The 22,413-nt window shown below is 37.7% G+C and carries 19 protein-coding genes; 18 read left to right on the top strand and 1 reads right to left on the bottom strand.

The genetic code is table 11. The features are described from left to right. Positions 1-171: 171 nt before the first annotated feature. Both L656_RS0102400 and L656_RS0102395 read left to right on the top strand, forming a co-directional pair. Positions 172-2,901, top strand: coding sequence for a response regulator (locus tag L656_RS0102400; protein WP_024598061.1), 2,730 nt, complete (start codon positions 172-174; stop codon positions 2,899-2,901). Positions 2,902-3,426: 525 nt separating this feature from the next. Then, positions 3,427-5,046 (top strand): EAL domain-containing protein, encoded by a 1,620-nt coding sequence (locus L656_RS0102395; RefSeq protein WP_029750602.1) that lies wholly within the window; start codon positions 3,427-3,429, stop codon positions 5,044-5,046. On the opposite strand, the gene L656_RS0102390 is transcribed toward L656_RS0102395, so the two are convergent. Then, a complete protein-coding gene (locus L656_RS0102390) occupies positions 5,043-5,951 on the bottom strand; it encodes a 1-aminocyclopropane-1-carboxylate deaminase/D-cysteine desulfhydrase (RefSeq protein WP_024598059.1) in 909 nt (302 codons plus the stop codon). The genes L656_RS0102395 and L656_RS0102390 overlap by 4 nt on opposite strands. A 76-nt stretch (positions 5,952-6,027) precedes the next feature. Between L656_RS0102390 and L656_RS0102385 the strand changes: the two genes are divergently transcribed. From L656_RS0102385 to L656_RS0102310, 16 genes are read left to right on the top strand one after another with little or no spacing between them, the layout of a single operon-like run. Beyond that, complete coding sequence (locus tag L656_RS0102385; protein ID WP_024598058.1) at positions 6,028-6,951, top strand: hypothetical protein; 924 nt, start codon at positions 6,028-6,030, stop codon at positions 6,949-6,951. Then, positions 6,948-7,547, top strand: a complete 600-nt coding sequence (locus tag L656_RS0102380) for a PilN domain-containing protein (RefSeq protein ID WP_024598057.1) — start codon at positions 6,948-6,950, stop codon at positions 7,545-7,547. The genes L656_RS0102385 and L656_RS0102380 overlap by 4 nt, the downstream gene beginning before the upstream one ends. Beyond that, positions 7,544-8,221, top strand: a complete 678-nt coding sequence (locus L656_RS0102375; RefSeq protein WP_024598056.1) for a hypothetical protein — start codon at positions 7,544-7,546, stop codon at positions 8,219-8,221. The genes L656_RS0102380 and L656_RS0102375 overlap by 4 nt, the downstream gene beginning before the upstream one ends. Beyond that, complete coding sequence (locus L656_RS0102370; RefSeq protein ID WP_024594540.1) at positions 8,199-8,525, top strand: agglutinin biogenesis protein MshK; 327 nt, start codon at positions 8,199-8,201, stop codon at positions 8,523-8,525. The genes L656_RS0102375 and L656_RS0102370 overlap by 23 nt, the downstream gene beginning before the upstream one ends. Next, a complete protein-coding gene (gene mshL / locus L656_RS0102365) occupies positions 8,509-10,167 on the top strand; it encodes a pilus (MSHA type) biogenesis protein MshL (RefSeq protein ID WP_024598055.1) in 1,659 nt (552 codons plus the stop codon). Before L656_RS0102370 ends, mshL begins: the two co-directional genes overlap by 17 nt. Before the next feature lie 2 nt (positions 10,168-10,169). Further along, positions 10,170-11,072, top strand: coding sequence for an ExeA family protein (locus tag L656_RS0102360; RefSeq protein ID WP_024598054.1), 903 nt, complete (start codon positions 10,170-10,172; stop codon positions 11,070-11,072). Continuing rightward, positions 11,069-12,211: a tetratricopeptide repeat protein gene (locus L656_RS0102355; protein ID WP_024594537.1), complete on the top strand. Its 1,143-nt coding sequence runs from the start codon at positions 11,069-11,071 to the stop codon at positions 12,209-12,211. Before L656_RS0102360 ends, L656_RS0102355 begins: the two co-directional genes overlap by 4 nt. Then, on the top strand, positions 12,208-13,935 hold the full coding sequence (locus tag L656_RS0102350) for a GspE/PulE family protein (protein WP_024598053.1): 1,728 nt from the start codon (positions 12,208-12,210) through the stop codon (positions 13,933-13,935). Before L656_RS0102355 ends, L656_RS0102350 begins: the two co-directional genes overlap by 4 nt. Further along, the gene (locus L656_RS0102345) at positions 13,922-15,142 is read left to right on the top strand and encodes a type II secretion system F family protein (protein WP_024598052.1); all 1,221 of its coding nucleotides are present in this window, start codon (positions 13,922-13,924) and stop codon (positions 15,140-15,142) included. The genes L656_RS0102350 and L656_RS0102345 overlap by 14 nt, the downstream gene beginning before the upstream one ends. Positions 15,143-15,146: 4 nt before the next feature. Then, positions 15,147-15,731 carry a pilus assembly FimT family protein gene (locus tag L656_RS0102340; RefSeq protein ID WP_024598051.1) on the top strand — a complete coding sequence of 195 codons (585 nt, stop codon included), beginning with the start codon at positions 15,147-15,149 and terminating at the stop codon, positions 15,729-15,731. Between the two features lie 22 nt (positions 15,732-15,753). Next, complete coding sequence (locus tag L656_RS0102335) at positions 15,754-16,296, top strand: prepilin-type N-terminal cleavage/methylation domain-containing protein (protein WP_024598050.1); 543 nt, start codon at positions 15,754-15,756, stop codon at positions 16,294-16,296. Positions 16,297-16,304: 8 nt separating this feature from the next. Beyond that, positions 16,305-16,796, top strand: a complete 492-nt coding sequence (locus L656_RS0102330) for a type II secretion system protein (protein WP_024598049.1) — start codon at positions 16,305-16,307, stop codon at positions 16,794-16,796. Then, positions 16,783-17,334: a prepilin-type N-terminal cleavage/methylation domain-containing protein gene (locus L656_RS0102325; protein WP_024598048.1), complete on the top strand. Its 552-nt coding sequence runs from the start codon at positions 16,783-16,785 to the stop codon at positions 17,332-17,334. Before L656_RS0102330 ends, L656_RS0102325 begins: the two co-directional genes overlap by 14 nt. After that, on the top strand, positions 17,334-18,173 hold the full coding sequence (locus L656_RS0102320) for a PulJ/GspJ family protein (RefSeq protein WP_024598047.1): 840 nt from the start codon (positions 17,334-17,336) through the stop codon (positions 18,171-18,173). The genes L656_RS0102325 and L656_RS0102320 overlap by 1 nt, the downstream gene beginning before the upstream one ends. Beyond that, the gene (locus tag L656_RS0102315; protein WP_024598046.1) at positions 18,163-18,654 is read left to right on the top strand and encodes a hypothetical protein; all 492 of its coding nucleotides are present in this window, start codon (positions 18,163-18,165) and stop codon (positions 18,652-18,654) included. Before L656_RS0102320 ends, L656_RS0102315 begins: the two co-directional genes overlap by 11 nt. After that, the gene (locus L656_RS0102310; protein WP_024598045.1) at positions 18,651-22,394 is read left to right on the top strand and encodes an H-type lectin domain-containing protein; all 3,744 of its coding nucleotides are present in this window, start codon (positions 18,651-18,653) and stop codon (positions 22,392-22,394) included. The genes L656_RS0102315 and L656_RS0102310 overlap by 4 nt, the downstream gene beginning before the upstream one ends. Positions 22,395-22,413: the final 19 nt, after the last annotated feature.

The raw sequence follows: 22,413 nt of genomic DNA, 5'->3' as shown, positions 1-22,413 counted from the left end.
TTCAGTGAGGACACCCAAGAACTATCAATGAATATCGTCATTAAGCAATAAAATGAAATAGTATTAGTAAGCATGTTAAATTATGGTGAAGTTTACATTAACTTTAATTGATATATATATCGTTAACACTTACCATTAAAAGACTTTTACCTTGATTGCACAATGAGAAACATGAAAACTAATATCTTATTTTTATTTCTTGTTTTTCTATTTTTGAGTCCAATTTCAAACGCTCAATCTTCTTCAAATGTTACTCATGTTTTATTTATAAATTCAACAAACCAAGATATGCCTTGGCACAAAAGTGTTGATTCTGGACTGCGTAAAAAACTTATAGAACGTTCTTTTAGTTATGAGCTCTTCGTTGAAAATATGGATGTAAACCGCTTTGATGAAGCAAATCAAAAACAGTTAATGAAGGACTACCTTAAGCAAAAATATAAAAATAAGCACATAGATATCATTGTTACTCAGTCGCCTTCTGCAGCTGTACTTTTATCGCAATTAGATGATTTTTTTATAAATGCTCCAAGAATATATTTAGAACCAGGCGCTCAATTTAGTTTACCTGAAAGCACCAATGGAGCAGTGATCCAAGCTAAATTAGACTACGCGCAAGCAACAGCAAGCGCTGTTAATTTAATGAAGCCTAAAAAATTAATCGTTATATTAGATACAAAAAATGATATTGGGATGAGCTTTTATCGAGGGCTATTTTCGGTTATTAACCGTGACTTTTCGTATTTAGACGTAGAAAAGTGGTTTGATCTTTCAATGCCAGAGCTACTCACTAGAATAAAAAATGCGCCAGATGATTCAATTATATTGTTTACACCCATTTTCAGGTATTACGATAATAAATCTCTTAGCCCTTATCAGCTAGTAGAGCGATTAGCTGAAGCAAGTTCAGCGCCCGTTTTTAGTTATTGGGAGGTACTATTAGGTTCAGGTGTTGTTGGTGGGTATGTGTTGTCGGGTGAAAAAATAGGCGCACGTATTGCCGATTCGATAATTTTATACAATGAAAATAAAAGCCTAAGTGCAATCAGTGGTGAAGAACTAAGTGTTTATGCTTACGATTGGCGTCAATTAAACAAGTTCGATATAGCTTCACAAAGCTTGCCAGAAAAGTCGATTATATCTTATTACGAGCCAACCTATTTTGAGCAAAATAAAACATTGATTTACAGCGCTACTGCGATTATCTGTATTCTTAGCAGCTTTTTAGTTTTCGTATTGTTTTTAAATCAACGCCGCATCCAACTTTTAAAAGAGCTTGATGAAGAAAAGCAAAGATTAGAGTCTCGCGTTGATCAGCGTACTGAAGAACTGTTGCAAGCCAAAGACGAGGCCGAAAAGCTGACATCCGCTAAGTCTGAATTTTTAGCAAATATGAGTCATGAAATTAGAACGCCTATGAGTGGGATTATTGGCTTAACCAACATTTTGCTCGAAAAAGGTTTGCCTGGGGAATATGAACATTATTTAAATAAAATTAAATATTCTTCAGATCAACTCCTTGTAGTTATTAACGATATTTTAGATTTTTCAAAAATTGAGTCTGGAAACATTAACCTTGAAGAATTTCCTTTCTCTGTAAATTCGGTTGTTGACTACATCAAAGCAACTTTTGATGAGCTAGCTCAAAGCAAAGGGATCACATTTGATATTGTCATTGGTGAAGAGGTCAAGCTCAATTTAATTGGTGATGTAGTTCGAATAAACCAAGTACTGCTAAATTTATGCTCTAACGCAATTAAATTTACTACACAGGGCTTTGTATCGGTATTAATAGAATCAAAAAGATCATTAGCCGATCCTAAGAGTGTTTGTTTGTATTTTATTGTTAAAGATTCAGGTATTGGCATTGCCGAGCAAAGCCTTGCCGATTTATTTGAATCTTTTACTCAAGCTGACAGCTCTACAACCAGGAAGTTTGGCGGCACAGGTTTAGGCTTAACTATAAGTAAGCGTTTATGCCAATCGATGGGGGGAGATATAACGGTAAAAAGCACTCAAGGTGTAGGTAGTGAATTTATAGCTTCAATTAAGGTGAAACTGAATAACCAAGCGTTAATTGATGATACTCCTAACCTAACTTTTACTGATGCGTTTGAAGTACTAATTATAGATGATAATGAAGATGATCTTAAGGTAATTGAAAATCAGCTAACGGCTATGGGGTTAGCATGTATGGCCTGTCAATCTGCTAAACAAGCTATTGATATTATTGAACACAATAAAGAGAAATTTAAAGTTATTATTGTCGACTGGGCAATGCCATCAATGAGTAGCGAAACTTTTTTAATACGCATTTTTAATATTAACCCTCAACTTTATGCCAACACTATTGTGCTTATAATGAGTGACGAAAGTTTACTAAATAATGGAGCCAAAAAAGTAAGTATAAAAACTATTTTGCAGAAACCTGTATACACGAGTGTTTTGTATGAGGCGATTGAAAGTAAAGTAGTAGGCTCTCTGAATGAAGTGCCTGTGGTAAATGCAGTAAGTGAAAAGCCGCTAGCAGGTATCAAAATATTAGTTGTGGAAGATAACTCGATCAATAAACTAATAGTTACAAACATACTAGAAAATGCGGATGCTCAAATTTATTTGGTCGACAATGGACTAGAATGTATTCAAGCCGTGAAATCCCAATCGTACGATATTATTTTGATGGATATTCATATGCCTATTATGGATGGGGTTGAGGCAAGTAAAATTATTCGTAACGATAGTGATAAAGCAATCGCAAATATTCCAATAATTGCTTTAACAGCTAATGTTATGAAAGATGATATTACACGATACTTATCCATTGGCATGAACGCCCATGTTGCAAAGCCTATTAAAGCTAAAAATTTACGTGAAACTATAATCCGCTGTTTAAATAACTGAGCCGTTAAAGTGATTTAATAATTATCCATATTAAGTACCTATCGTAATATCGTCCGTTGGCTTGAGCTTATTTTGGATAACTTAAAAAGACAATTCATAAAATAGAATTTTCCTCACCGGTTGCTATATGAGATCTCATACATCCTTTTCCCATATGTTTATTTCAGCAAAGGTTGAATTATCAATGTCAGAAGTTAGTGAGTTGGGCACTATAAACAAAGCACACAGCTTCGCTGCGCATAGTACAAAAAAACTCGCTTAAGCTTGAGGATTCAATTTAATCTATTTATAAAATAAAGGGCATAGTTGTTTGTTTGTTTGTTTGTTTGTTTGTGTAAGTTCTCGTTTATCTGAGTGTTTTTTGTTTAGCACTATTAATAAACGTTTAAACTTAGTTTATAGCCTTGTACTTCTATAGATATTGAACAACACTTTAGTTAATAATTTAACGAGTGGCAGGCTATGCAAAAGAGTAAAATCTGGCTTTTCAAGTACTTCAAAGGTATCTCTTTTGTCTTATTTTTAATGATACTTATTAGTTTTAATTTTATTTTAAATGATGCATTACATCAAAAAGTTCATGCTTCTGGGCAGCAGTTCGTTAAACACGTTTACGAGCTGAATTTATCTCCTTCTATAAACAATGAAGTGTTGGCTGCATTGGCTAAAAGTGAAGGTTTTATGTTGGAAGTGCCAAAGCCTGCAGAGCATTTTAAGCATTTAGTGAATATAGAGCGCGAAGTTTTTTCTTACAAAACATTAAATTTGAGCCTCTATCACTATCCTGCTTGGGTAACACAAAGTTACTTATTTATATTGCTAAACTTGATCATATTAGGCGCCGCTGGCTGGTCTTATCGCTGGTGGGGGTTATTGAATGTAAGTCGTAAAATTACGCCCAAAAATACAATGATACAACCTACTAAAATTATTAAACAAAAACAAAATAAAATACGATTAATTAAACAAGTAAAAAAATGCGAATTAAGTTCTTTGTATGGGGTTAATAGATCATCACATAGCTTATTTTTACTCATTGAATGTGACTTTGATAAGAAAACCGATAAAGAAGCTATTTTTAAAGTGTTAATCACTAGAAAATTGACTGGATTTAAAGATGTGTCGGTAAAAATACTAAATTCCAATTACTTAGCCATCACCTTGCCACATATATCGACTCCCGAGTTAGACAGCTACGTTGAAAAGCTTCATCAGAGCGTGTTTTTACTATGCCAAAATTATCAAAAAAGTATGACTCATAAAAACATTAAAATAGGTGCGTGCGACTATCGAGTAGGCGCAGATAAAATTGCGGTTTATCAGTTAGCAAAATCAGCACTTATGCTATCGCAAAGCAGCTCAGTACAGCACTATCACCGCTTAGCGTTAAATTATTACCAAGAAAAACCACTCTCGAGTAAACAGGTTATCGAAAATATTAAAAAGAATAAGTTTATATTATTTTTCCAACCTTTATTTGAGCTCTCTAGTGGGGAGATTTTAGAACATGAAGCGCTTATTAGGGTTAGGCATAGCCAACTTGGATTACTAGCTGCTCGTTATTTTATTAATCAGGTTTATAGTAATAAAGACGCTTTAATATTAGATAAAGCCGTAATAACACAAGTTAAAAAGCTAATGCTGAGTGAATCTTCGGCTCAAACAGTTAGTGTAAATCTACACACTAAAAATTGGTTTAACGATGTATTTTGGGAGTGGCTACCTAGTCAAATAGCTGAACTTAAATTAAGTGCTAAATTACAATTTGAAATAAGTGAGACAGAATTTTTCACTCATAGAAAATCGATAACTAATGCACTAAATATAATTAAAAAAAGCCGTTCACAAGTTGTGATTGATAATGTAAAAAGTAGTGAGAAAGTAGCTGTATTAGCTGATTATAACCAAGTTTGCGGACTTAAATTATCATACGATCTAATTCATTTGTTAAATGAAAAAACTCAAAATCAAAGGCAGATAAAAAAGATAGTCGAAGCCGCAAACCTTTTAAATTTACCTGTATATGCCGTTGGCGTAGAGACTCAAAAAGAGTTGTTTACGCTTGCCAAGTTGGGAGTGGTTGGAGCTCAAGGGTTTTACTTTTCAGAGCCACTTCAAGAGTTTACGCAAGCGGTATTTCATTAAATTAAGCCTCTATATTTAAGACCATTTAGCCCCTGAAGTCCGCCGGTATGGACCGCAATAATCTTACTCCCAGATGGGAAATAATCTTGCTCAATAAGTTGCCACAATGCATACATCATTTTTCCGCTATAAATAGGCTCAAGCGGTAGGTTGTGTGTGCGGCCTATATCTTGGCAGAACTGCCATAACTCAGGTGAAAATTTTCCATAACCACCACCATGAAACTCTGTGAGTAACTGCCAGTTAGTTTGATTATTAGCTTTAGCGCTCAGCTTTTTTATTTCTTCATTTAAATAATCAGCTTGTTTTAATACCGCTATACCAATAATTTGTGTAGTTGAAACACTGCCTTCTATTAATCCAGCAAGCGTGCCACCGCTACCTGTAGGACAAGCTAAGTAGTTATGTTCGGGTAAGCTTTGTACTAACTCTTTACATCCTAATAAGGCGTGCTCGTTTGTACCACCTTCAGGAATGATATAAGCATTTGGAAAGCGCTCTTGCAAAGCATTAAGGTAATCGGTGTCTTGGCGTTTTCGATACTCTATACGATTAACAACATGTAGGTTCATACCACAATGTTTTGCAAATTGGATTGTTGGGTTGTTGTTATCCAGTTCTGGTCCGCGAATAATCGCGTGAGTTTTTATATTAAATTCTTTTCCTGCGGCTGCGCAGGCGTGAATATGGTTTGAAAACGCACCACCAAAAGTCAGAAGCTCTGTTTTATTTATCTTTTGCATATACGCTAAATTGTATTTTAATTTACGCCATTTATTGCCACTTATTAGCGGATGGAGTAAATCATCACGTTTTATACCTAAACAAATATTTCTCTTTTTTAGAAACGAGCTATCTAATTGTTGAATATAGTTATTTTCATCTATTTTGAATGTTTCATGCATTTTATTGGTTTTCAATTTGGCAAAGTAGTTAAAATGTACGACACTTATTTCATACTCAATTAACAATAGTAGCTATATGAAAGAAAAGCTGTTTTCATGGTTAAATCGTAGTTTAGATCCAAATACAGCTATTGGTGTTGCAACTTACGCAGATACTGTTAACGCGGTATGTTTAAAAAAACAACGCGACCAATGGATGGTTCACAGTTCTCACAGTGTAAATGTGTCTGAGCAAACCGATTATACCGCTGCAATTGTTGCTTGTACAAATGAGGTGTCTACTGATATTTGTGCGGTTAATTTAGTCATACCGCACTACTTTTATCAAATAGTGCAAATGGATAAACCAAACCTTAGTGATGAAGAAATCATTCAGTCGCTGCCTTGGACTACAAAAGATTTAGTTGATATAGCCTCTGAAAACATTGTAGCTGACTTTATCGATTATCCAATAACGTTACCAATGCAAAGCAGCAAAATGAATGTATTTATTACCAATAAGCTGCAGCTACTTCCGTTTATAGACAGTTTTGAACAAACTAAACCAGTTTTGCGTGCAATGACCTCTGAAGAAATGGTTTTAGTAACTTTATTTGGCTCATACAAAGAGGCGCATATGCTGATTGTGCAGCATGCTAATCATGAACCTCGAATCTTAATTATTCGTGATGGACAATTAGTATTAGCTAGGCGATTAAATGGTTTTTTAGGCATTTCAGATAAGGATCAAAACCAAGAACTAGTAGAGGCGTTAGGGTTAGAAATTCAGCGTTCGATGGACTTTTTTGAAAGCCAGCTCAAGCAACCGCCAATTCGCAGCATACAGCTACAGTGCGATGATTTATCTTCATTAACTCTTAGAGCCGGTCTTGCAGAGTTTTTACAAGTAAAAGTTGTAGATTTTGCGCCTAACTTAGAATTAGCGCAGCAATTAGAGCCAAACTTTTATTATGCGCTCGGAGCAGCCTATCAATTAACAGATCCGGAGTCTGTGCTATGAAAACCCGGATTAATTTTTATCAAAAAACCTTACGAGTACGCCGAGACCCAGTCCCTTTATCGGGAATGATTACACTGTGGTTAGGTGCGCTATTAATTATTGTAATCACGTGGGCTTTTTATAGTTATAAAACTTATTCAAGTGAGCTTGATTTAGAACAAAAAAAGGAATATCTCAAACAAGGAAAAGCTCAGTTAGAAGTTGTAAAACAGCAGCTAGCAGAGAAGCAAAATAAAACAATTTTTATTAATGAGCTAAAAACACTTCAGCAAGAGGTTTTGCATAAGCAGCAAATATTTAGTTATTTAGAGCAAAGCTCAGATCAATCCGCAACCGACTATGCGCAGGTTATGCAAGATTTAGCCAAGTATCACGAGCCTAATATCTGGCTTACCCATATTAAATTTGTAGGGCAAAGTGTCACGTTTCAAGGGCAAGTATCGCAGTCAAAATTTTTACCTATGTGGTTTAATAATTTAAAGCAGTCACCTTTTTTTATTGATAAAGAATTTTCAGTTTTAGAACTGTCAACAAAAGATGGTCTGAGTGAATTTAATGTGGCGACCGACCTTGCTGATAAAGGCGCTAAACCATGAACAACAAGAAAGACAAAGGTTGGCCTATTTGGGCAAAGTATCGAGCTCAATTTGCATCGCTGCAAAAGCGTGAGAAGTATTCCACTGTATTTGTAGGCTTATTCATGGTGATTTACCTCGGCCTGTGGTTTGTTATTTTTCCACAGCAAGATGAAGTTGCTCATATTCGCTCTGAACAAAATGCAGCATTGCAGGAGTTACAGCAGATAAATGCGCAACTCTCCATGTTAAATCAAGCATTAAACTACGACTACACTAAGGTTTTACGCAGTCAAATTGCACAAACCAGAGATGAGTTAGCAGAAATAAATAATCAACTTAATAGTTTTAGCCAAGGCTTTGTAGCGGCTAAAAATGTACCTGCCGTTTTAAAAGATTTGCTCGTAGATAGTAGCGACGTAAAAGTGAGTAGCTTTAATGTCAAACCAGCACAAGCTATCGATGTAGAAAAACTAGGTGAACATGATACGCAAACATTATTTTTTGAGCATCAGATGGTCGTTACTTTAGAAGGTAGCTACTTTAGCTTACAAAAATATTTAGCCGCATTAAAAAATAATCAAGATAAGTTATTAATACAGGAGTTTAGTTATCAGGTACTAGAGTACCCTCAAGCTGAATTAACTTTACAAATTGCTACAGTGAGCGCTAATGAAAAATTTATCGCATTATAATTTATGTTTTTTATTACTTTTGTTCACTTTCGCACCCAGTGCATTAGCGCAATTACGCGATCCTACTCAACCAAATATGTATGTAAATAACAACAAGAGTGTAACTCAAAACACAGAACTTAAATTGCAATCTATTATTAAAAACAGTACAGCATTTAAGGCTATTATTTCTGGCCATATTTATCGAGTGGGTGATGCTGTAGACGATTTTCGGGTGCTAAGCATAAACTCAAAACAGGTTGTGCTAGCAAATGACGATAAACAAATAAAATTAGAATTATATGACTATGAAATTAAAAAATAATTTATCTTACCCGTGGCTTGTTCTTCTATTGTTACCTACATTTTTAACGGCTTGCCATAGCTTTAAGCCTGGTAAAGAAGTTAAAACTCATATAGAACAAGAGCTGGCTGAAAAACCAGTAGAAGCTAAAGCGATTGCGCCTTTACAGATGCCGAGTGAGCTTACCCAAAGCCTACTATCATCAATAAATAATGAGCAAACTATAAGTGATGAGTTATCTATAAAGCGTTTTGATGTAGCCGCTAATGACGTTGAAATAGGTACTTTTTTTGCAGGCTTAACAGACGATACGCCTTTTAGTGTTGCTGTGCATCCTGAGGTAAATGGCACAATTAGTTTAAATCTTAAAAGCGTTACGTTTAACGAAGTCATTGCTGTTATTAAGCGTATGTATCCTTTAGATATTGTTAATGAAGGACGAATTGTACAAGTACTGCCAGCCAAAATGCGCACAGAAACAATACCTGTAAATTATTTAATGATGCAGCGCCATGGTCAGTCTACAGTGAGTGTGGTTGCTGGTGGGGTTAGCCAATTTGCACAAAGTGGCAGTAGTTCGAATGGTTCAAATTCAGGTAGTAGTAACCAGCAAAATAATGAGTTTGGCGGCGATAATCAAAGCTTAGATTTAAACGGTTCTCGAATCCAAACAATTAATAAAAATGACTTTTGGAAAGAATTAGAAGTCGCCCTTAAGTCTTTAATTGGCGCAAGCGATGGGCGCTATGTTGTTGCAAGCCCACAAGCTAGTTTGGTAACCGTAAATGCATTACCAAGCGAAATTAGTCAGCTAAAAGAGTTTTTGCGTCAAAGCCAAGAAAACCTGCAACGCCAAGTTATTCTAGAAGCAAAAATAATAGAAGTAACTTTAAAAGATGAGTACCAACAGGGAGTTAACTGGGAGCGTATAGCGAGTGGTTTAGAAGGCGGTATTTCGTTTGCTACAACAGCGGGTTCTACTATTAGTAATAGTATTTCAGCCGCAATTGGTGGAGCGTCATCGCTAACCATTCAAAAAGGAGACTTTAACGGGGTTATTAATTTGCTTGAAACGCAAGGTGATGTGCAAATGCTATCTAACCCTCGAGTTACCGCTACAAACAATCAAAAAGCAGTTATAAAAGTAGGGCAAGACGAATATTTTGTTACTAATGTATCAAGTACGACGGTAACGGGTACTGCTACAACGACCTCGCCTGAAATTGATTTAACGCCGTTCTTTTCTGGTATTGCCCTAGATGTAACGCCGCAAATTGACAAGTACGGCTCAGTTATTTTGCATGTTCACCCTTCAGTAACTGAAACAGAAGAGCAGCTAAAAGTAATTACATTAGACGATCAACGTTTTGAGTTGCCTCTAGCACAAAGTAACATTCGAGAATCAGATACTGTTATTCGCGCTCAAAGTGGCGAAATAGTGGTTATTGGTGGTTTGATGCAAACATCAACACAGGATGAAGAATCAAAAACCCCCGTGTTGGGGGATATCCCACTATTTGGCAATTTATTTAAAAGTATTCGTAAACGCCAAGAGAAAAAAGAACTGATTATTTTAATCAAACCAACGGTTGTTATGCCAGATACTTGGAAAAAACAACAAGGTGAAAGCCGTCAGCTTTTAAAAACATGGTATGAAAACTAACTATGTATTTAAGCTTTTTTAATTTAAGTGAAATGCCTTTCACGTTAACCCCTAACACAGAGTTTTTTTGTGCACTTGAACCGCACCATGAAGCGATGCAAGTGTTAACAACAGCTATTGAAATGGGTGAAGGGTTTATTAAAGTCACTGGTGAAGTTGGGACTGGTAAAACGCTACTTTGTAGAAAGCTATTAAACCAACTTGAGCCAGATTACATTGTGGCTTATTTACCTAACTCTTATTTAAGCCCAGAAGAGCTTAGATGGGCAATTGCAATTGAGCTGGGTATGGACGTAGATAAAGCATTAGATCAGCAAGCACTAGGGCAGCTTATAAATCATCACTTACTCGACTTACAAGAAGATAATGAGCGTGTAGTGCTTTTGATAGATGAGGCGCAATGCTTGAGTTGGGAGACTCTAGAGGCGCTGAGATTATTTACAAACTTAGAAACAGAAAGCGAAAAACTAATTCAAGTTGTGTTATTTGGACAACCTGAACTTGATGAAAAGCTGGCAAACAACAAAGTAAGGCAATTACGCCAACGTATCAGTTTTTCGTATAAATTACGGGCGATGACTGGCGCTGAGGTTGTTTATTATATTAATCACCGCTTACAAGTTGCAGGGTTTAATAGGCCTCCTTTATTTAATAATAGTATGGGGCTCAAAATTGCTAGAGCTAGCCGTGGAATTCCTAGGTTAGTTAATATTTTATGCCACAAAGCACTATTACAAGCTTACGGTGAAGGGTTAAATATAATAACAAATCGCCATATTCAACTTGCCATAAAAGATACCGAAGACTGCGCAAAGTATCGAACCGGACAATATTGGAGCTACAGTGCTTTAATGTTTAGTGTTTTAGCTATTGCTGCCATATGGGTATGGAGGCAGTTGTTATGAGCGTTATAAATAATATGCTTAAAAATATTGAGCAACGAGAAGCTAAACAAGTAAGTATTCAAGAAGGTATAAGTTTAAAGCCGATATATGATGTAAAAAATATTGCATTTAAAGCCGTAATTTTACTTATTATGCTAAGTGTCATTTTTTTAGCATACCTATATTTACCGACCGCCGACAAAAAAGAGACTCAACGTGAGTCTGTGTTACCACAGCAAAAAATGGTCGCGGTTCTAAGCTCTAATTTATCTGATTATCAAGATGAAAAAAGCAATGTAGAACCTTTAGTTGAGCAAGATGTTGTGAAAACGGTTGTGCAAGTTGAGCAAATAAAACCAGAAGTGAATGATTTAGCTGAATCCAAGTTGAGTGAAGCAACATTACTGGTTTCTCAACCAACGGCTGAGCCAGTTGTAATTGCCGAGGTTAAACAAGGCCCTGCACTAGCTAAAGATAATGTACTGGTAACTAGCGAAGCTATTGTCAGCAAACCAAAAATTACTCCAATGATTAAAACTAAGTCTCAAAATACTATGACTAAAAGCGTGGCAGAAGCTAAGTCGCCACAGGCTTTATTGATTGAGCAATTAGCCGCAGCTAAACAAGCAATACAGTTTGGCTTATACAATGAAGCCATTAGTGATTTAAATATTATTTTAGCGCAATTGCCTTTGCACGTTGAAGCTCGAAATTTACTAGCTGCAACTTACTTTAAACAACAAGATATAAATTCTGCGCAACAGGTTTTGCAAGCAGGTATTCGCCAAAACCCTAACGTACTTGAATGGCGTGTAATGCTAAGCAAAATACTCATTATGCAACAGCAGTATGAAGGAGTATTACTGCTTTTAAGTGATGAATTTGAGGCTCAAGCGAATCTTGATTTTTGGGTGCTACAAGGTACTGCTGCGCAAAGTGCGAGTAAGCACCATAAAGCACTTGAAAGCTTTAAACATCTTACACAACTACAGCCTAGTCAAGCTAAGTGGTGGCTGGCACTTGCAACCTCAAAAGATGCATTAGGAGAGTACCTCGATGCTAAACAGCTTTACAAAGTGGCTCTAGATTTAGGTGGACTAAATACAGCTATGACGCAGCATGCATTACAGCGTTTAGTTGCGCTAAAGGAGGCCGTATGAGACCTAGTTTAAAAATGCGCTTAGGGGACTTACTTGTTCATGAGCACATGATCACCGAAGCGCAACTAAGCGAAGCGCTAAACGTTCAAGCTGCGACGGGTCGTAAATTAGGTTCGACGCTTATTACACTTGAGTTTATTAGTGAACCACAACTATTACGTTTTTTAGCGCAGCAATTACAAGTACCTTTTTTAGATATATCACAGCGAAAAATATCAGCTGATGTATCTAAGCTTTTATCTGAGGTTTATGCACGTCGCTACAGAGCATTAGTAATTGAAGACAATGGTGACTCTGTTTTAGTCGGGATGAGCGATCCTGCTGATCTAAGGGGGCTTGATCAACTTGCAACTATGCTTGCTCCTAAACGAATAGATTTAGCTGTTGTACAAGAAAGTCAAATAATGGCTGCGTTTGACAACGTATATCGTCGTACAGATGAAATTACTAACTTTGCAGCACAACTCCATGAAGAATATCAAGACGTAGAAGAGTTTGATTTAAACTCTTTAGGTGATGAAACATCTGATGCAACCGTTGTAAAGCTACTGCAATCAATATTTGAAGATGCTGTACAAGTTCGCGCATCCGATATTCACATTGAGCCAGATGAAGGTTTGCTTCGCATTCGTCAACGTGTAGATGGCATATTGCAAGAGCACACTCTTAACCAAGTAAAAATAGCATCGGCACTCGTGCTACGTTTAAAGCTTATGTCGGGATTAGATATATCTGAAAAACGCCTCCCTCAGGATGGTCGCTTTAATATAAAAGTGCGCAGCCATAGTATTGATGTGCGCCTATCTACCATGCCCGTTCAGCATGGCGAATCAGTTGTAATGCGTTTGCTTGATCAATCAGCAGGATTATTATCGTTAGATGAAACAGGCATGCCAGTACACATATTAAAACGTGTGCGCAGCATTATAAAACGCCCTCATGGCATGGTTTTAGTTACTGGGCCAACAGGCTCGGGTAAAACAACCACACTATACGGTGCATTAAGTGAGTTAAACCAACAAGAAAGTAAAATTATTACAGTAGAGGATCCCGTTGAGTATCGTATTGGCCGTATTAACCAGGTACAAATAAATAATAAAATAGGGCTGAGCTTTGCAAGTATTTTACGGACCGCTCTAAGGCAAGATCCTGACATTATAATGGTTGGCGAAATGCGTGACCAAGAAACCGTAGATATTGGATTAAGGGCCGCTTTAACAGGCCACCTCGTACTATCAACGTTACATACCAATGATGCAATTACCAGTGCTATGCGTTTAATCGACATGGGCGCACCAGCCTATTTAGTTGCAAGTTCACTGCGCGCGATTATTGCTCAGCGATTAGTAAGACGAGTATGTAATGACTGCAGAGTACCGTACTTGCCAGATCGCCAAGAATTAAGTTGGTTAAAATATTTAGGCGAAGAGATTACAGGTGCTCAATTTTCTAAAGGGCAAGGTTGCACCGCATGTAATCACACTGGTTATAAAGGGCGTGTAGGTATTTTTGAGTTACTCGAAATGGATGATGCGATGATGGATGCATTACGGGTTAACGACACACAAGGTTTTGCAAAGGCAGCTAAAAATAGTGCTAACTTTTCACCACTTTCAACAATGGCACTAAATTACGCTAAGCAAGGTATTACCTCTTTAGATGAAGTATTTAAAGTGGCTGAATATATCCCAGAAATAGTAGGGGATATTGATGCAACTATATAACTATAAAGCGAAAGACAGCAAAGGTGTATTGGTTAAAGGCCAATTAGAAGCAAGTAACCAAGCTGGCGTAGCCGATAGTTTAATGAAGCGTCAATTTATACCAATATCAATTTCTTTAGTTGAAACAAAAAATAATATTAAAATTTTTGATAACTTATTTGTCGAAAAAATAACGTTAGACGACATGATTATGTTTTCTAGGCAAATGTATTCGCTATTAAAAGCAGGTATTCCAATTATACGAGCAATGATTGGGCTGGCAGATACAACACAAAATAAAGAATTTAAAAATGTATTGATGGAAGTTACCAGGCAACTTGAGCAAGGCCGTGACTTATCCAGTGCAATGGCGATACATAACGAAGTATTTAGCCGTTTAACCGTGTCAATGGTTATGGTTGGTGAAGGTTCTGGTCGATTAGAGGATGCATTTTACCAACTCGCTATTTATTTTGAAAAAGAGCAAGAAACCCGCAAACGAATAAAAGCAGCAATGCGCTACCCCACTTTTGTTATTTTGGCTTTAGTAGGAGCCATGATTATTTTAAATATTTTTGTAATACCTACCTTTGCGAGCATGTTTGCCAAGTTTGATGCCGAATTGCCGTTAATGACACAAATACTCATTGGTACTAGCAGTTTTTTTGTTAATTTCTGGTGGTTGTTGTTGATCATGGGTATTGGCGCGGTATTCGCTTGGAAGCGTTATTTAAATACAGATACTGGGCGCTTTAAGTGGGATCAATATAAATTAAAAATTCCCTTTATTGGCGATATTCTAAAACGTACTTTGCTTGCTCGCTACAGCCAAAGTTTAGCTATGGTATTGCGATCGGGTGTTCCCATGACCACTGGATTATCGCTTACTGCGCATGCAGTAGATAATAGTTATATGGAAAAAGCGATTGTTACTATGCGCCAAGATATAGAAAAGGGCGATAGTTTACTTAGAGCGTCAAAAAGCTCTGAACTGTTTTCTCAGCTTGTATTACAGATGGTTGCGGTGGGAGAGGAAACTGGTCGGGTTGATGAGCTATTACAAGAGGCTGCTGATTATTATGAGCGTGAAGTTGATTACGATCTACGTAGTTTAACTGCAAAAATCGAACCTATTTTAACTGTGTTTGTTGCCATTATGGTGCTGATTTTAGCGTTGGGTATTTTTATGCCTATGTGGAACATGATGTCAGCGATTAAAGGTAATTAACCAAGTGATTGCGTCAAAGGCTTACTCAAAAGGTTTCTCATTATTTGAGTTAGTTATTGTTGTTATTTTACTGGCAGTAATTTTGAGCTTTGCTATACCTCAATATATAGGTATTAAAAATCAAGCGCATAATGCAAGCGCAGACGCTATTGCAGGTGCTTTCTCATCGGCCGTTGGCATGGTTAGGGGTCAATGGGAATTAGAAGGAAGACCAAGCAGTAGGTCAAATAAAACATTTGTTAATTATGGAGGAGTAATAGTTGGTGTTGATGGATCGTTAGGTACACCAACGGGTGATGGAACAGAAAAAAAAGATACTCGTGCAGAAGCTATAAATGCTAATAAATGTCGCCAAGTATTAAATGTAATTTTACAAGATGCACCAAGCAGTACCTTAAGTAGTGAAATATCGATAATAAAAAGTGTAAGTTTTTTAGTTAGGTACAATGCAGAAAGTACGCAATGCGTCTATTATTTAACTCATACCATTGATATTAAAAGTATACCTACCAATACGGGTGAAATATCAGGTTTAACAGGTTTTTCATACTTTGCTAAAACAGGCAAAGTAAAAATATTTAAAAACTAAGTAATTAAAAAGAGGCTTATCTATGAAAACGCAATCGTTAAAAAGTTTACCAATGAATAAACAAGCAGGTTTTACACTTGTTGAATTGATCATCGTAATTGTTATTTTGGGCATTTTAGCTGTTACTGCAGCCCCTCGTTTTTTAAACTTGCAAGGTGATGCAAATGCTTCAACACTCGAAGGCTTACAAGGCTCTATTCGCAGTGGTATGAATATTGTAAATGGCAAATCTATTATTGCTAGTGATCACAAAAAGGCAACGGCTGAAGTTACTGTAGATACAGGGGATGCAGTCGATACAGTTTATGGTTACCCAGCAGCAACAGAAGAAGCCTTTGAAGCATTTTTAGATGTCAACTTTGCAGATGGAACACCAAATGCAATTGATTCAGCTGATTTCAATTTATTTGTAAACGATACAACAGTAACTATTTTTCCAAATAGTTACACTGTGGATGCAACTACTGTTGATGATTGTCGCATTGAATACACACAAGCTACTGCGACGACAGGCCCTGTAGTTGTAACTCCTCCAGTAATAACACTAGTTACTACGGGCTGTTAATTACATAAATGATAAGCAGTAGTAAGCAACGATTGCGTGGCTTCACACTCATTGAGTTAATTATTACTCTAGTGATATTGGGAATACTGTCGGTAACGGCAGTTCCCAAATTTCTGGGCAGCTCTACAGAAGATGCATACTCATATCGAGACCGTACTTTAAATGCACTGAGAACAGTGCAGTTACGTGCAATGCAAAATACAGCGACAACAAGTTGCCATACGCTTTATATAACCTCCACACTTATTGCTCCCCCCACACCTGATACATGTATCGGTGGCGCTGATACCAACAACACCGATCATTTAGTGGTACAAATAAACACGCAAAGAAGTGATGTAACATTTAGCGCTTTAGATAGTAACGCGAATATATTTACCCAAATTAGTTTTGATCCTTTAGGTAAATCAAATCAAACCTGTACTTCGCAGTGTCGAATAGACGTTGGATTAGCTGGCGTATGCATAAGTGGTGAAGGGCTTATATATGCGTGCCCTTAAAGTAAAAGGTTTTACCTTAATTGAGCTTATTATTGGCATAGTGATGTTTGCGATTGCATTGAGCATTATTACCGCGCTCATTGCCCCGCAAGCAAAAAGAAGTGCAGAGCCAATTGTGGCTTTAAGAGCCTCTGAATTTGGTCAATCACTAATGAACGAAATTCAAAGTAAATCGTTTGATGAGCACAGCGATAGAAGCGCACCTTTTAGACGTTGCGGCGAAACAACCTTGGGTGCTGAGCCTTGTACCGCAGAGGGCGATTTAGGCGTCGATAGCTTAGGGGCAGGCCTAGAAACCCGAACCAGTTATAACGATGTAGATGACTATATTGCACTGTCTAACCAGCCTATTACTAATAGCTTAGGTGAGGTGTTAAGCGAGTACAGCGACTTTAATTTAGTTGTTACTGTTGAGTACGATAGCGACTTTAACGAATTGACCATCAATGATGGCACAACCTTTAAGCGTATTACTATTGAAGTAACATCACCCTTAGGCGAAGTTTACGGATTTAGTGCATATAAAGGGAATTACTAATGCAAAGAGCTAAATACCAAAATGCATTTACCCTTATAGAGCTATTACTTGTCATGGTTATTATTGGTATTTTAGCCGTAAGTGCATTTTCGTTTATTGGTGCTGGGGTCAGTATTTACTCACAAGGGGTTGAACGCCAAGAAGCAGTAGCCCAGGCCCGTTTTTTAATAACGCGACTTAGTAAAGAGCTTCGCCACGCTACGCCAAATTCTTTAAGGCTTTCTTGCGATAACAGCACTAGCGGAGCGTGTAGTGCTCAGCAGTGCTTAGAATTTACGCCGTTTTTATCAGCGACTCACTATACAAATTACCTACCTACCATAGCGCCTTTTAATGTTAGCGCTGTTGATTTTGAACTTAATAATTTAACGCAGCCGCAAGCTGGAGATTGGGCAACTATTTACCCATTAAGCAGTGCTGATATATACGATGAGAATAATAGTAAGCGTTTGCAAGTATCAGCATTTAATAGTTCAGCGAGCGAAATTGATGAGTGGCAATTTAGCAAAGCATTTACCCAAGAGTCTCCGAGTAAACGCCTTTATTTACTTTCAGAACCTGTAAGTTTTTGCGTTGAAGGGCAGTATTTATATAGATATACCAATTACGGTTTTACTGTTAATCAATTAGGTGCCGTGAGCTTACAAGTAAGCAGTGGTGTTAAACGTGATTTATTAGGTATTTACATTGCCAATAATTTAGCTAGCGATTTGTTTTTTACTCTTGATTCACTCTCCCTAAAAAGAAACGCTGTGCTTAATGTGAATGCGCAAATGCAATTTAACGATACTGAAGTAATGAATTTTAACCATGAGGTGCATATTCCTAATGTACCTTAAAAAAAATCATCACGGAAAAGCCTTACCCAGTAAACAAAAAGGGAACTTAATAATTGTTTCTTTGGTAATTATTGTTGCTTTATTAGCACTAGGGTTAGCATTAGTTAAAGTGCTTTCTGGTGCATCACAACAAAATACGATTGAGTACTACGGGGCTCGCGCTTTTATGGCAGCACAAAGCGGCCTAGAAAGTGGTTTAACGCAACTATTTCCAATAAATAGCTCAGTGCAAAGCTGTGCATCAGTTACAACTAATTTAACCTTTCAAACTGCATATTTAGCTAATTGTAACGTGCTGGTGAGTTGCGATGAATATATAGACCTACCCGACAGCAGCACAACAAACGGGCTTGTTAATATTTATTACTTACAAAGTAGTGCAACGTGCGCCGCAATTAATTGCCCTGTAGGAAATGATTGTAGAAAGGATTATTGGGAAACACAAAGAACACTCAGTGTGGAGGCTAAAACTTTACCATGATAAAAAGTGCATTAGTCATTATATTTTTTAGCTGCGTGTTACTTTGTAATCACGCAAATGCAGTGCCTCCAAAAATCGAGGGCCGTTATATAGAGCTGCAAGATACATACACATCGCCTGTTTGGACAAAAGTAAATTTTCAACAGCAATATATAACGCCTCCTGCTGTCTTTATGCTCTCAACAAACCAAGGTGGAAACCCTGCAATAATAAGAATACGTAATATAACCACAACTAGCTTTGAGGCCTTACCGCTTGAACCTTCAGGAGAAGATGGTGGACATATTAGTATGGGGGCGCACTATTTAGCTGTTGAGTATGGTGTGCATCAATTTCCAGACGGCACAATTATGGAAGTGGGCAGTACAGACTTATTACTCGAATTACAGTATGGCTCTAAGTCTGGCTTTGCTCCACTGACACCTAAAGGCTATAAGTCTTTAACATTTGCTGAACCGTTTACTCAAAGGCCAAACTTTTTCCATTCGTTACAAACACTCAATAGCATAGACAGCAATCCACCTTCTGAGGCATTAATTCCGTTTTTAACAGTTGCAGTAGAAAGTAATTCGTTATCTGCCAGCGGCGTTAATATTGCTTTAGAGGCATCTGAAACAGCACTTGGGCTCATAAAAAACGAAACTTTTGCTTACATGGCAGTGGAGCCAGGAAGTAACCGCACATTTACTGACGATAATGGCGTTGAGGTATCGTGGGAAACTTTTTTCACAGGCTTTGAAATTGACGGTTGGAGCGATGGCTGTAATTACTTTAGTTTTACTAATAACTTTAGTGTGGCTCCTTTGGTGGTTGCAAGTAAAAACTCACGCCAAGAAGATGATGGCGGGTGGCTACGCAGCTGTAACCTAAGAACTGACAGGCTAGGGCTTGTTGTTGACGAAGATCGTGATGGCGATAACGAGCGCCGTCACGTAAACGAGGAAGCATCAATACTCGCCATGACCAGTACCTTTGTATTTAATGGTGATATTTTAGATTGTGATACGTTATTCCCGGGCGCTATTTCTACTTATAACAACGGTGAAGTACAGCTGGTGCAGGGGGTAGAAATAACCGATGGTAATGCGCAGTTTGTCACTACAACAAATTTAATTTCTACAGCGCTGACGAGCCCTCCTTTATGTAATGGTCAGGCGTGTGTTGCTGGTGGTTATAACTCTTTAGAGCCCAATCAAGCGGCGCAGGTGCCAACGGTTACAAACGATGGTAGTTCAACAGGTCCCATACCAACATCTTTAGCTGGCGATTATTATTACGATGAGTTGCAGTTAAGTATGCTGGAAACAGAGTACAGAGTAACAGCGCCTACACGTATTTTTTTAAAAGACACAACATCACTTTTATCAACTTCATTTTTGAATATAGGTAAAACAAATATAGTAGTAGAAACTGGCGCATACTTGGCTATTTATGTGGATGGTGCGGTTGCTATTGCNGCAGCCGATGCAAATATTGCGGGCTATATTGTTGCCACTGGTGAGGTAAGAATCGCTCAAAATGTAACGTATCAGGGCTCAATTACATCGGGTACTCAAATTATTACCGAAGGGAGCTCAACGTTTGACGCTCTACCAGTACCAGAAAGCATCCCTGGTTTTTGTGGAATTTATACACCAGAAACCCTAGATCATTATCGTTTAACAATAAGCGATAACAAAGGCCTAACGTGTGAAGCTAAAGAGATGACACTCACAGCCTGCGCTAATGACGCCTGCGATTTATTATTTGCAGAGCCCTCTAGTTTGAATCTTTCTCCAGATAATAGTGGTCAGCAAAGCTGGGTTACAGGGGAGAATATTAATTTTACAGGCTCAGCAGTTGTCGAATTTGCTAAACGCACCACAGGCAGTGTTACATTTGGATATAACACTGCGGATCCTTCTGCACCGCTTCGTTGTTATATTGCAGGTAATAATGTTGGATTAAGCGGCTGTAAAGTTACGTTTTCTGATGCAGGGTTTATTTTTAATAACGAAACCGATGGTAATACTACAATTCCTACTCAGTTATCAGCAAAGCCTTCAAATACTGGATTTAATGCAAAAGCGCTATCTATTCAAGCGGTAAAAACAAGTACTACAACAGGTGTATGCGAAGCCGCATTTCCCGCCGGTGGCGATGTAAGCTTAGATTTATCGTACACATGCAGTGCTGGTGCAAGTTGCTCCGATACGGTTTCACTTAGTAATAACAATAATACCTTTGCGGTAGAGCAAGCCTCTAAATCATTCATACTTAACTTTGATAGTGAGTCTAAAGCCCCGATTGTTATAAATTATCCCGATGCAGGAAGGTTGAGTTTAAATGTAAAAACCAACTTAATTTTAGACCCACTAACTAATTTATCAGTAAATCTAACAGGTAGTTCAAATGAATATGTTGTAAAACCATTTGGATTAGCGATGGAAGTTGCAAGTGATGGTTATGCAGCAGACGCTGATGGAAGTTTATTTAGATTAACGGGCGAAGCATTTGATTTAAAAATGAATGCGGTGCAGTGGCAAACAGGGCAAGACACTAACAACGATGGTTTCCCAGACAACTACAGCAATATTACAAATAACACCATTGCTAAGCATTTTATTACAGAGCAACCGCTTGTAGATCCATTACTTAAAGCGCCTACGCCAGGCACTCAAGGTACGCTTGAAGCGATGATTACATCACCTTTTAGTGACACAGGTAGTTTGAGTGAATCTATATCGCAATATAATTACGACCAAGTTGGCATAATTGATTTAACCGCAGGCCTTCAAGATGCCGATTATTTTGGTGCCGGAGACGTAAAAGGTGAGCTATATAACGTTGGTCGCTTTGCACCTTCGCAGTATCAGGTAGTGGGGGTTCAAGCTGCCGCAAAATGCACGCAATACGGCAGTAATTTAACTTACCTTGATCAACCCTTTGAACTTAGCTTTACAGTACAAGCACAAAATCAAAATGGTGAGCTAATGGCTAATTATAAAGAGGGCTTTGATAAATCGAGTGTAGACGTTAATGCCGAAAATAATGAAGTAGGTAACTATGTACCTGCAACTAATTTTGCTAGCCGCTTAGTAAACCTAGGAAATAACAACTGGGGAGATACAAACGATGGTCAATGGCAAATGAGCCAACTCAACACGACACTTAAAAGATTAGGTGTAGGACAAGCAGACGGACCGTTCGCTATGGTGAGCTTAATGGCAACGCTTTCTGACATAGAAGGGGCAACACTCATTGATGCAAATGATAAACCTAATACACAAACAGCATGCTCGGGTGGTTGCAATAGCGTACGACTAAATGCATTACCAATAGAGTTTAGATTTGGACGCTTAGTACTTGGTAATAACGCAGGCTCCGATCTCGACCCTTTACTTATTCCTATGCAGGCTCAGTATTACAACGGCAGTGGATTTGTAAATAACGCTGAAGATAATTGTAGTGTATTTGATCATACCCAAATCACTCAAATAGCACCTAGCAGCCCACAATTAACCTATAAATACGGAAATGATGCATCTGGCCAGCTAGAGGCGGGAGTGTATCCGGCAGATAACGGTATTTATGCACAGCCAAATGGTTTGGGTGAATTTACCTTAGAATATAATACTTATGATTGGTTAAAGTGGGATTGGCAGGGCGATGGAACACAGCTTGATCCTCGTACTATTTTACAATTTGGACGCTTTAGAGGAAATGATCGGGTTATTTACTGGCGTGAAACACGCGAATAGTTGTAAACTAATATAATAA

This window comes from Pseudoalteromonas sp. TAE56, from assembly GCF_000497955.1.
GTDB lineage: Bacteria > Pseudomonadota > Gammaproteobacteria > Enterobacterales > Alteromonadaceae > Pseudoalteromonas.
The sequence above is the reverse complement of the archived record's forward strand: the minus strand, read 5'-3'. Positions and strand labels throughout refer to the sequence as shown.

Coding starts and splice junctions, on each gene's coding strand:
- L656_RS0102350 (WP_024598053.1), top strand. CDS start 12,208: ATGAGACCTAGTTTAAAAATGCGCTTAGGGGACTTACTTGTTCATGAG.
- L656_RS0102320 (WP_024598047.1), top strand. CDS start 17,334: ATGCAAAGAGCTAAATACCAAAATGCATTTACCCTTATAGAGCTATTA.
- L656_RS0102315 (WP_024598046.1), top strand. CDS start 18,163: ATGTACCTTAAAAAAAATCATCACGGAAAAGCCTTACCCAGTAAACAA.
- L656_RS0102335 (WP_024598050.1), top strand. CDS start 15,754: ATGAAAACGCAATCGTTAAAAAGTTTACCAATGAATAAACAAGCAGGT.
- mshL (WP_024598055.1), top strand. CDS start 8,509: ATGAAATTAAAAAATAATTTATCTTACCCGTGGCTTGTTCTTCTATTG.
- L656_RS0102325 (WP_024598048.1), top strand. CDS start 16,783: ATGCGTGCCCTTAAAGTAAAAGGTTTTACCTTAATTGAGCTTATTATT.
- L656_RS0102330 (WP_024598049.1), top strand. CDS start 16,305: ATGATAAGCAGTAGTAAGCAACGATTGCGTGGCTTCACACTCATTGAG.
- L656_RS0102390 (WP_024598059.1), bottom strand. CDS start 5,951: ATGCATGAAACATTCAAAATAGATGAAAATAACTATATTCAACAATTA.
- L656_RS0102380 (WP_024598057.1), top strand. CDS start 6,948: ATGAAAACCCGGATTAATTTTTATCAAAAAACCTTACGAGTACGCCGA.
- L656_RS0102395 (WP_029750602.1), top strand. CDS start 3,427: ATGATACTTATTAGTTTTAATTTTATTTTAAATGATGCATTACATCAA.
- L656_RS0102375 (WP_024598056.1), top strand. CDS start 7,544: ATGAACAACAAGAAAGACAAAGGTTGGCCTATTTGGGCAAAGTATCGA.
- L656_RS0102360 (WP_024598054.1), top strand. CDS start 10,170: ATGTATTTAAGCTTTTTTAATTTAAGTGAAATGCCTTTCACGTTAACC.
- L656_RS0102385 (WP_024598058.1), top strand. CDS start 6,028: ATGAAAGAAAAGCTGTTTTCATGGTTAAATCGTAGTTTAGATCCAAAT.
- L656_RS0102345 (WP_024598052.1), top strand. CDS start 13,922: ATGCAACTATATAACTATAAAGCGAAAGACAGCAAAGGTGTATTGGTT.
- L656_RS0102355 (WP_024594537.1), top strand. CDS start 11,069: ATGAGCGTTATAAATAATATGCTTAAAAATATTGAGCAACGAGAAGCT.
- L656_RS0102370 (WP_024594540.1), top strand. CDS start 8,199: ATGAAAAATTTATCGCATTATAATTTATGTTTTTTATTACTTTTGTTC.
- L656_RS0102400 (WP_024598061.1), top strand. CDS start 172: ATGAAAACTAATATCTTATTTTTATTTCTTGTTTTTCTATTTTTGAGT.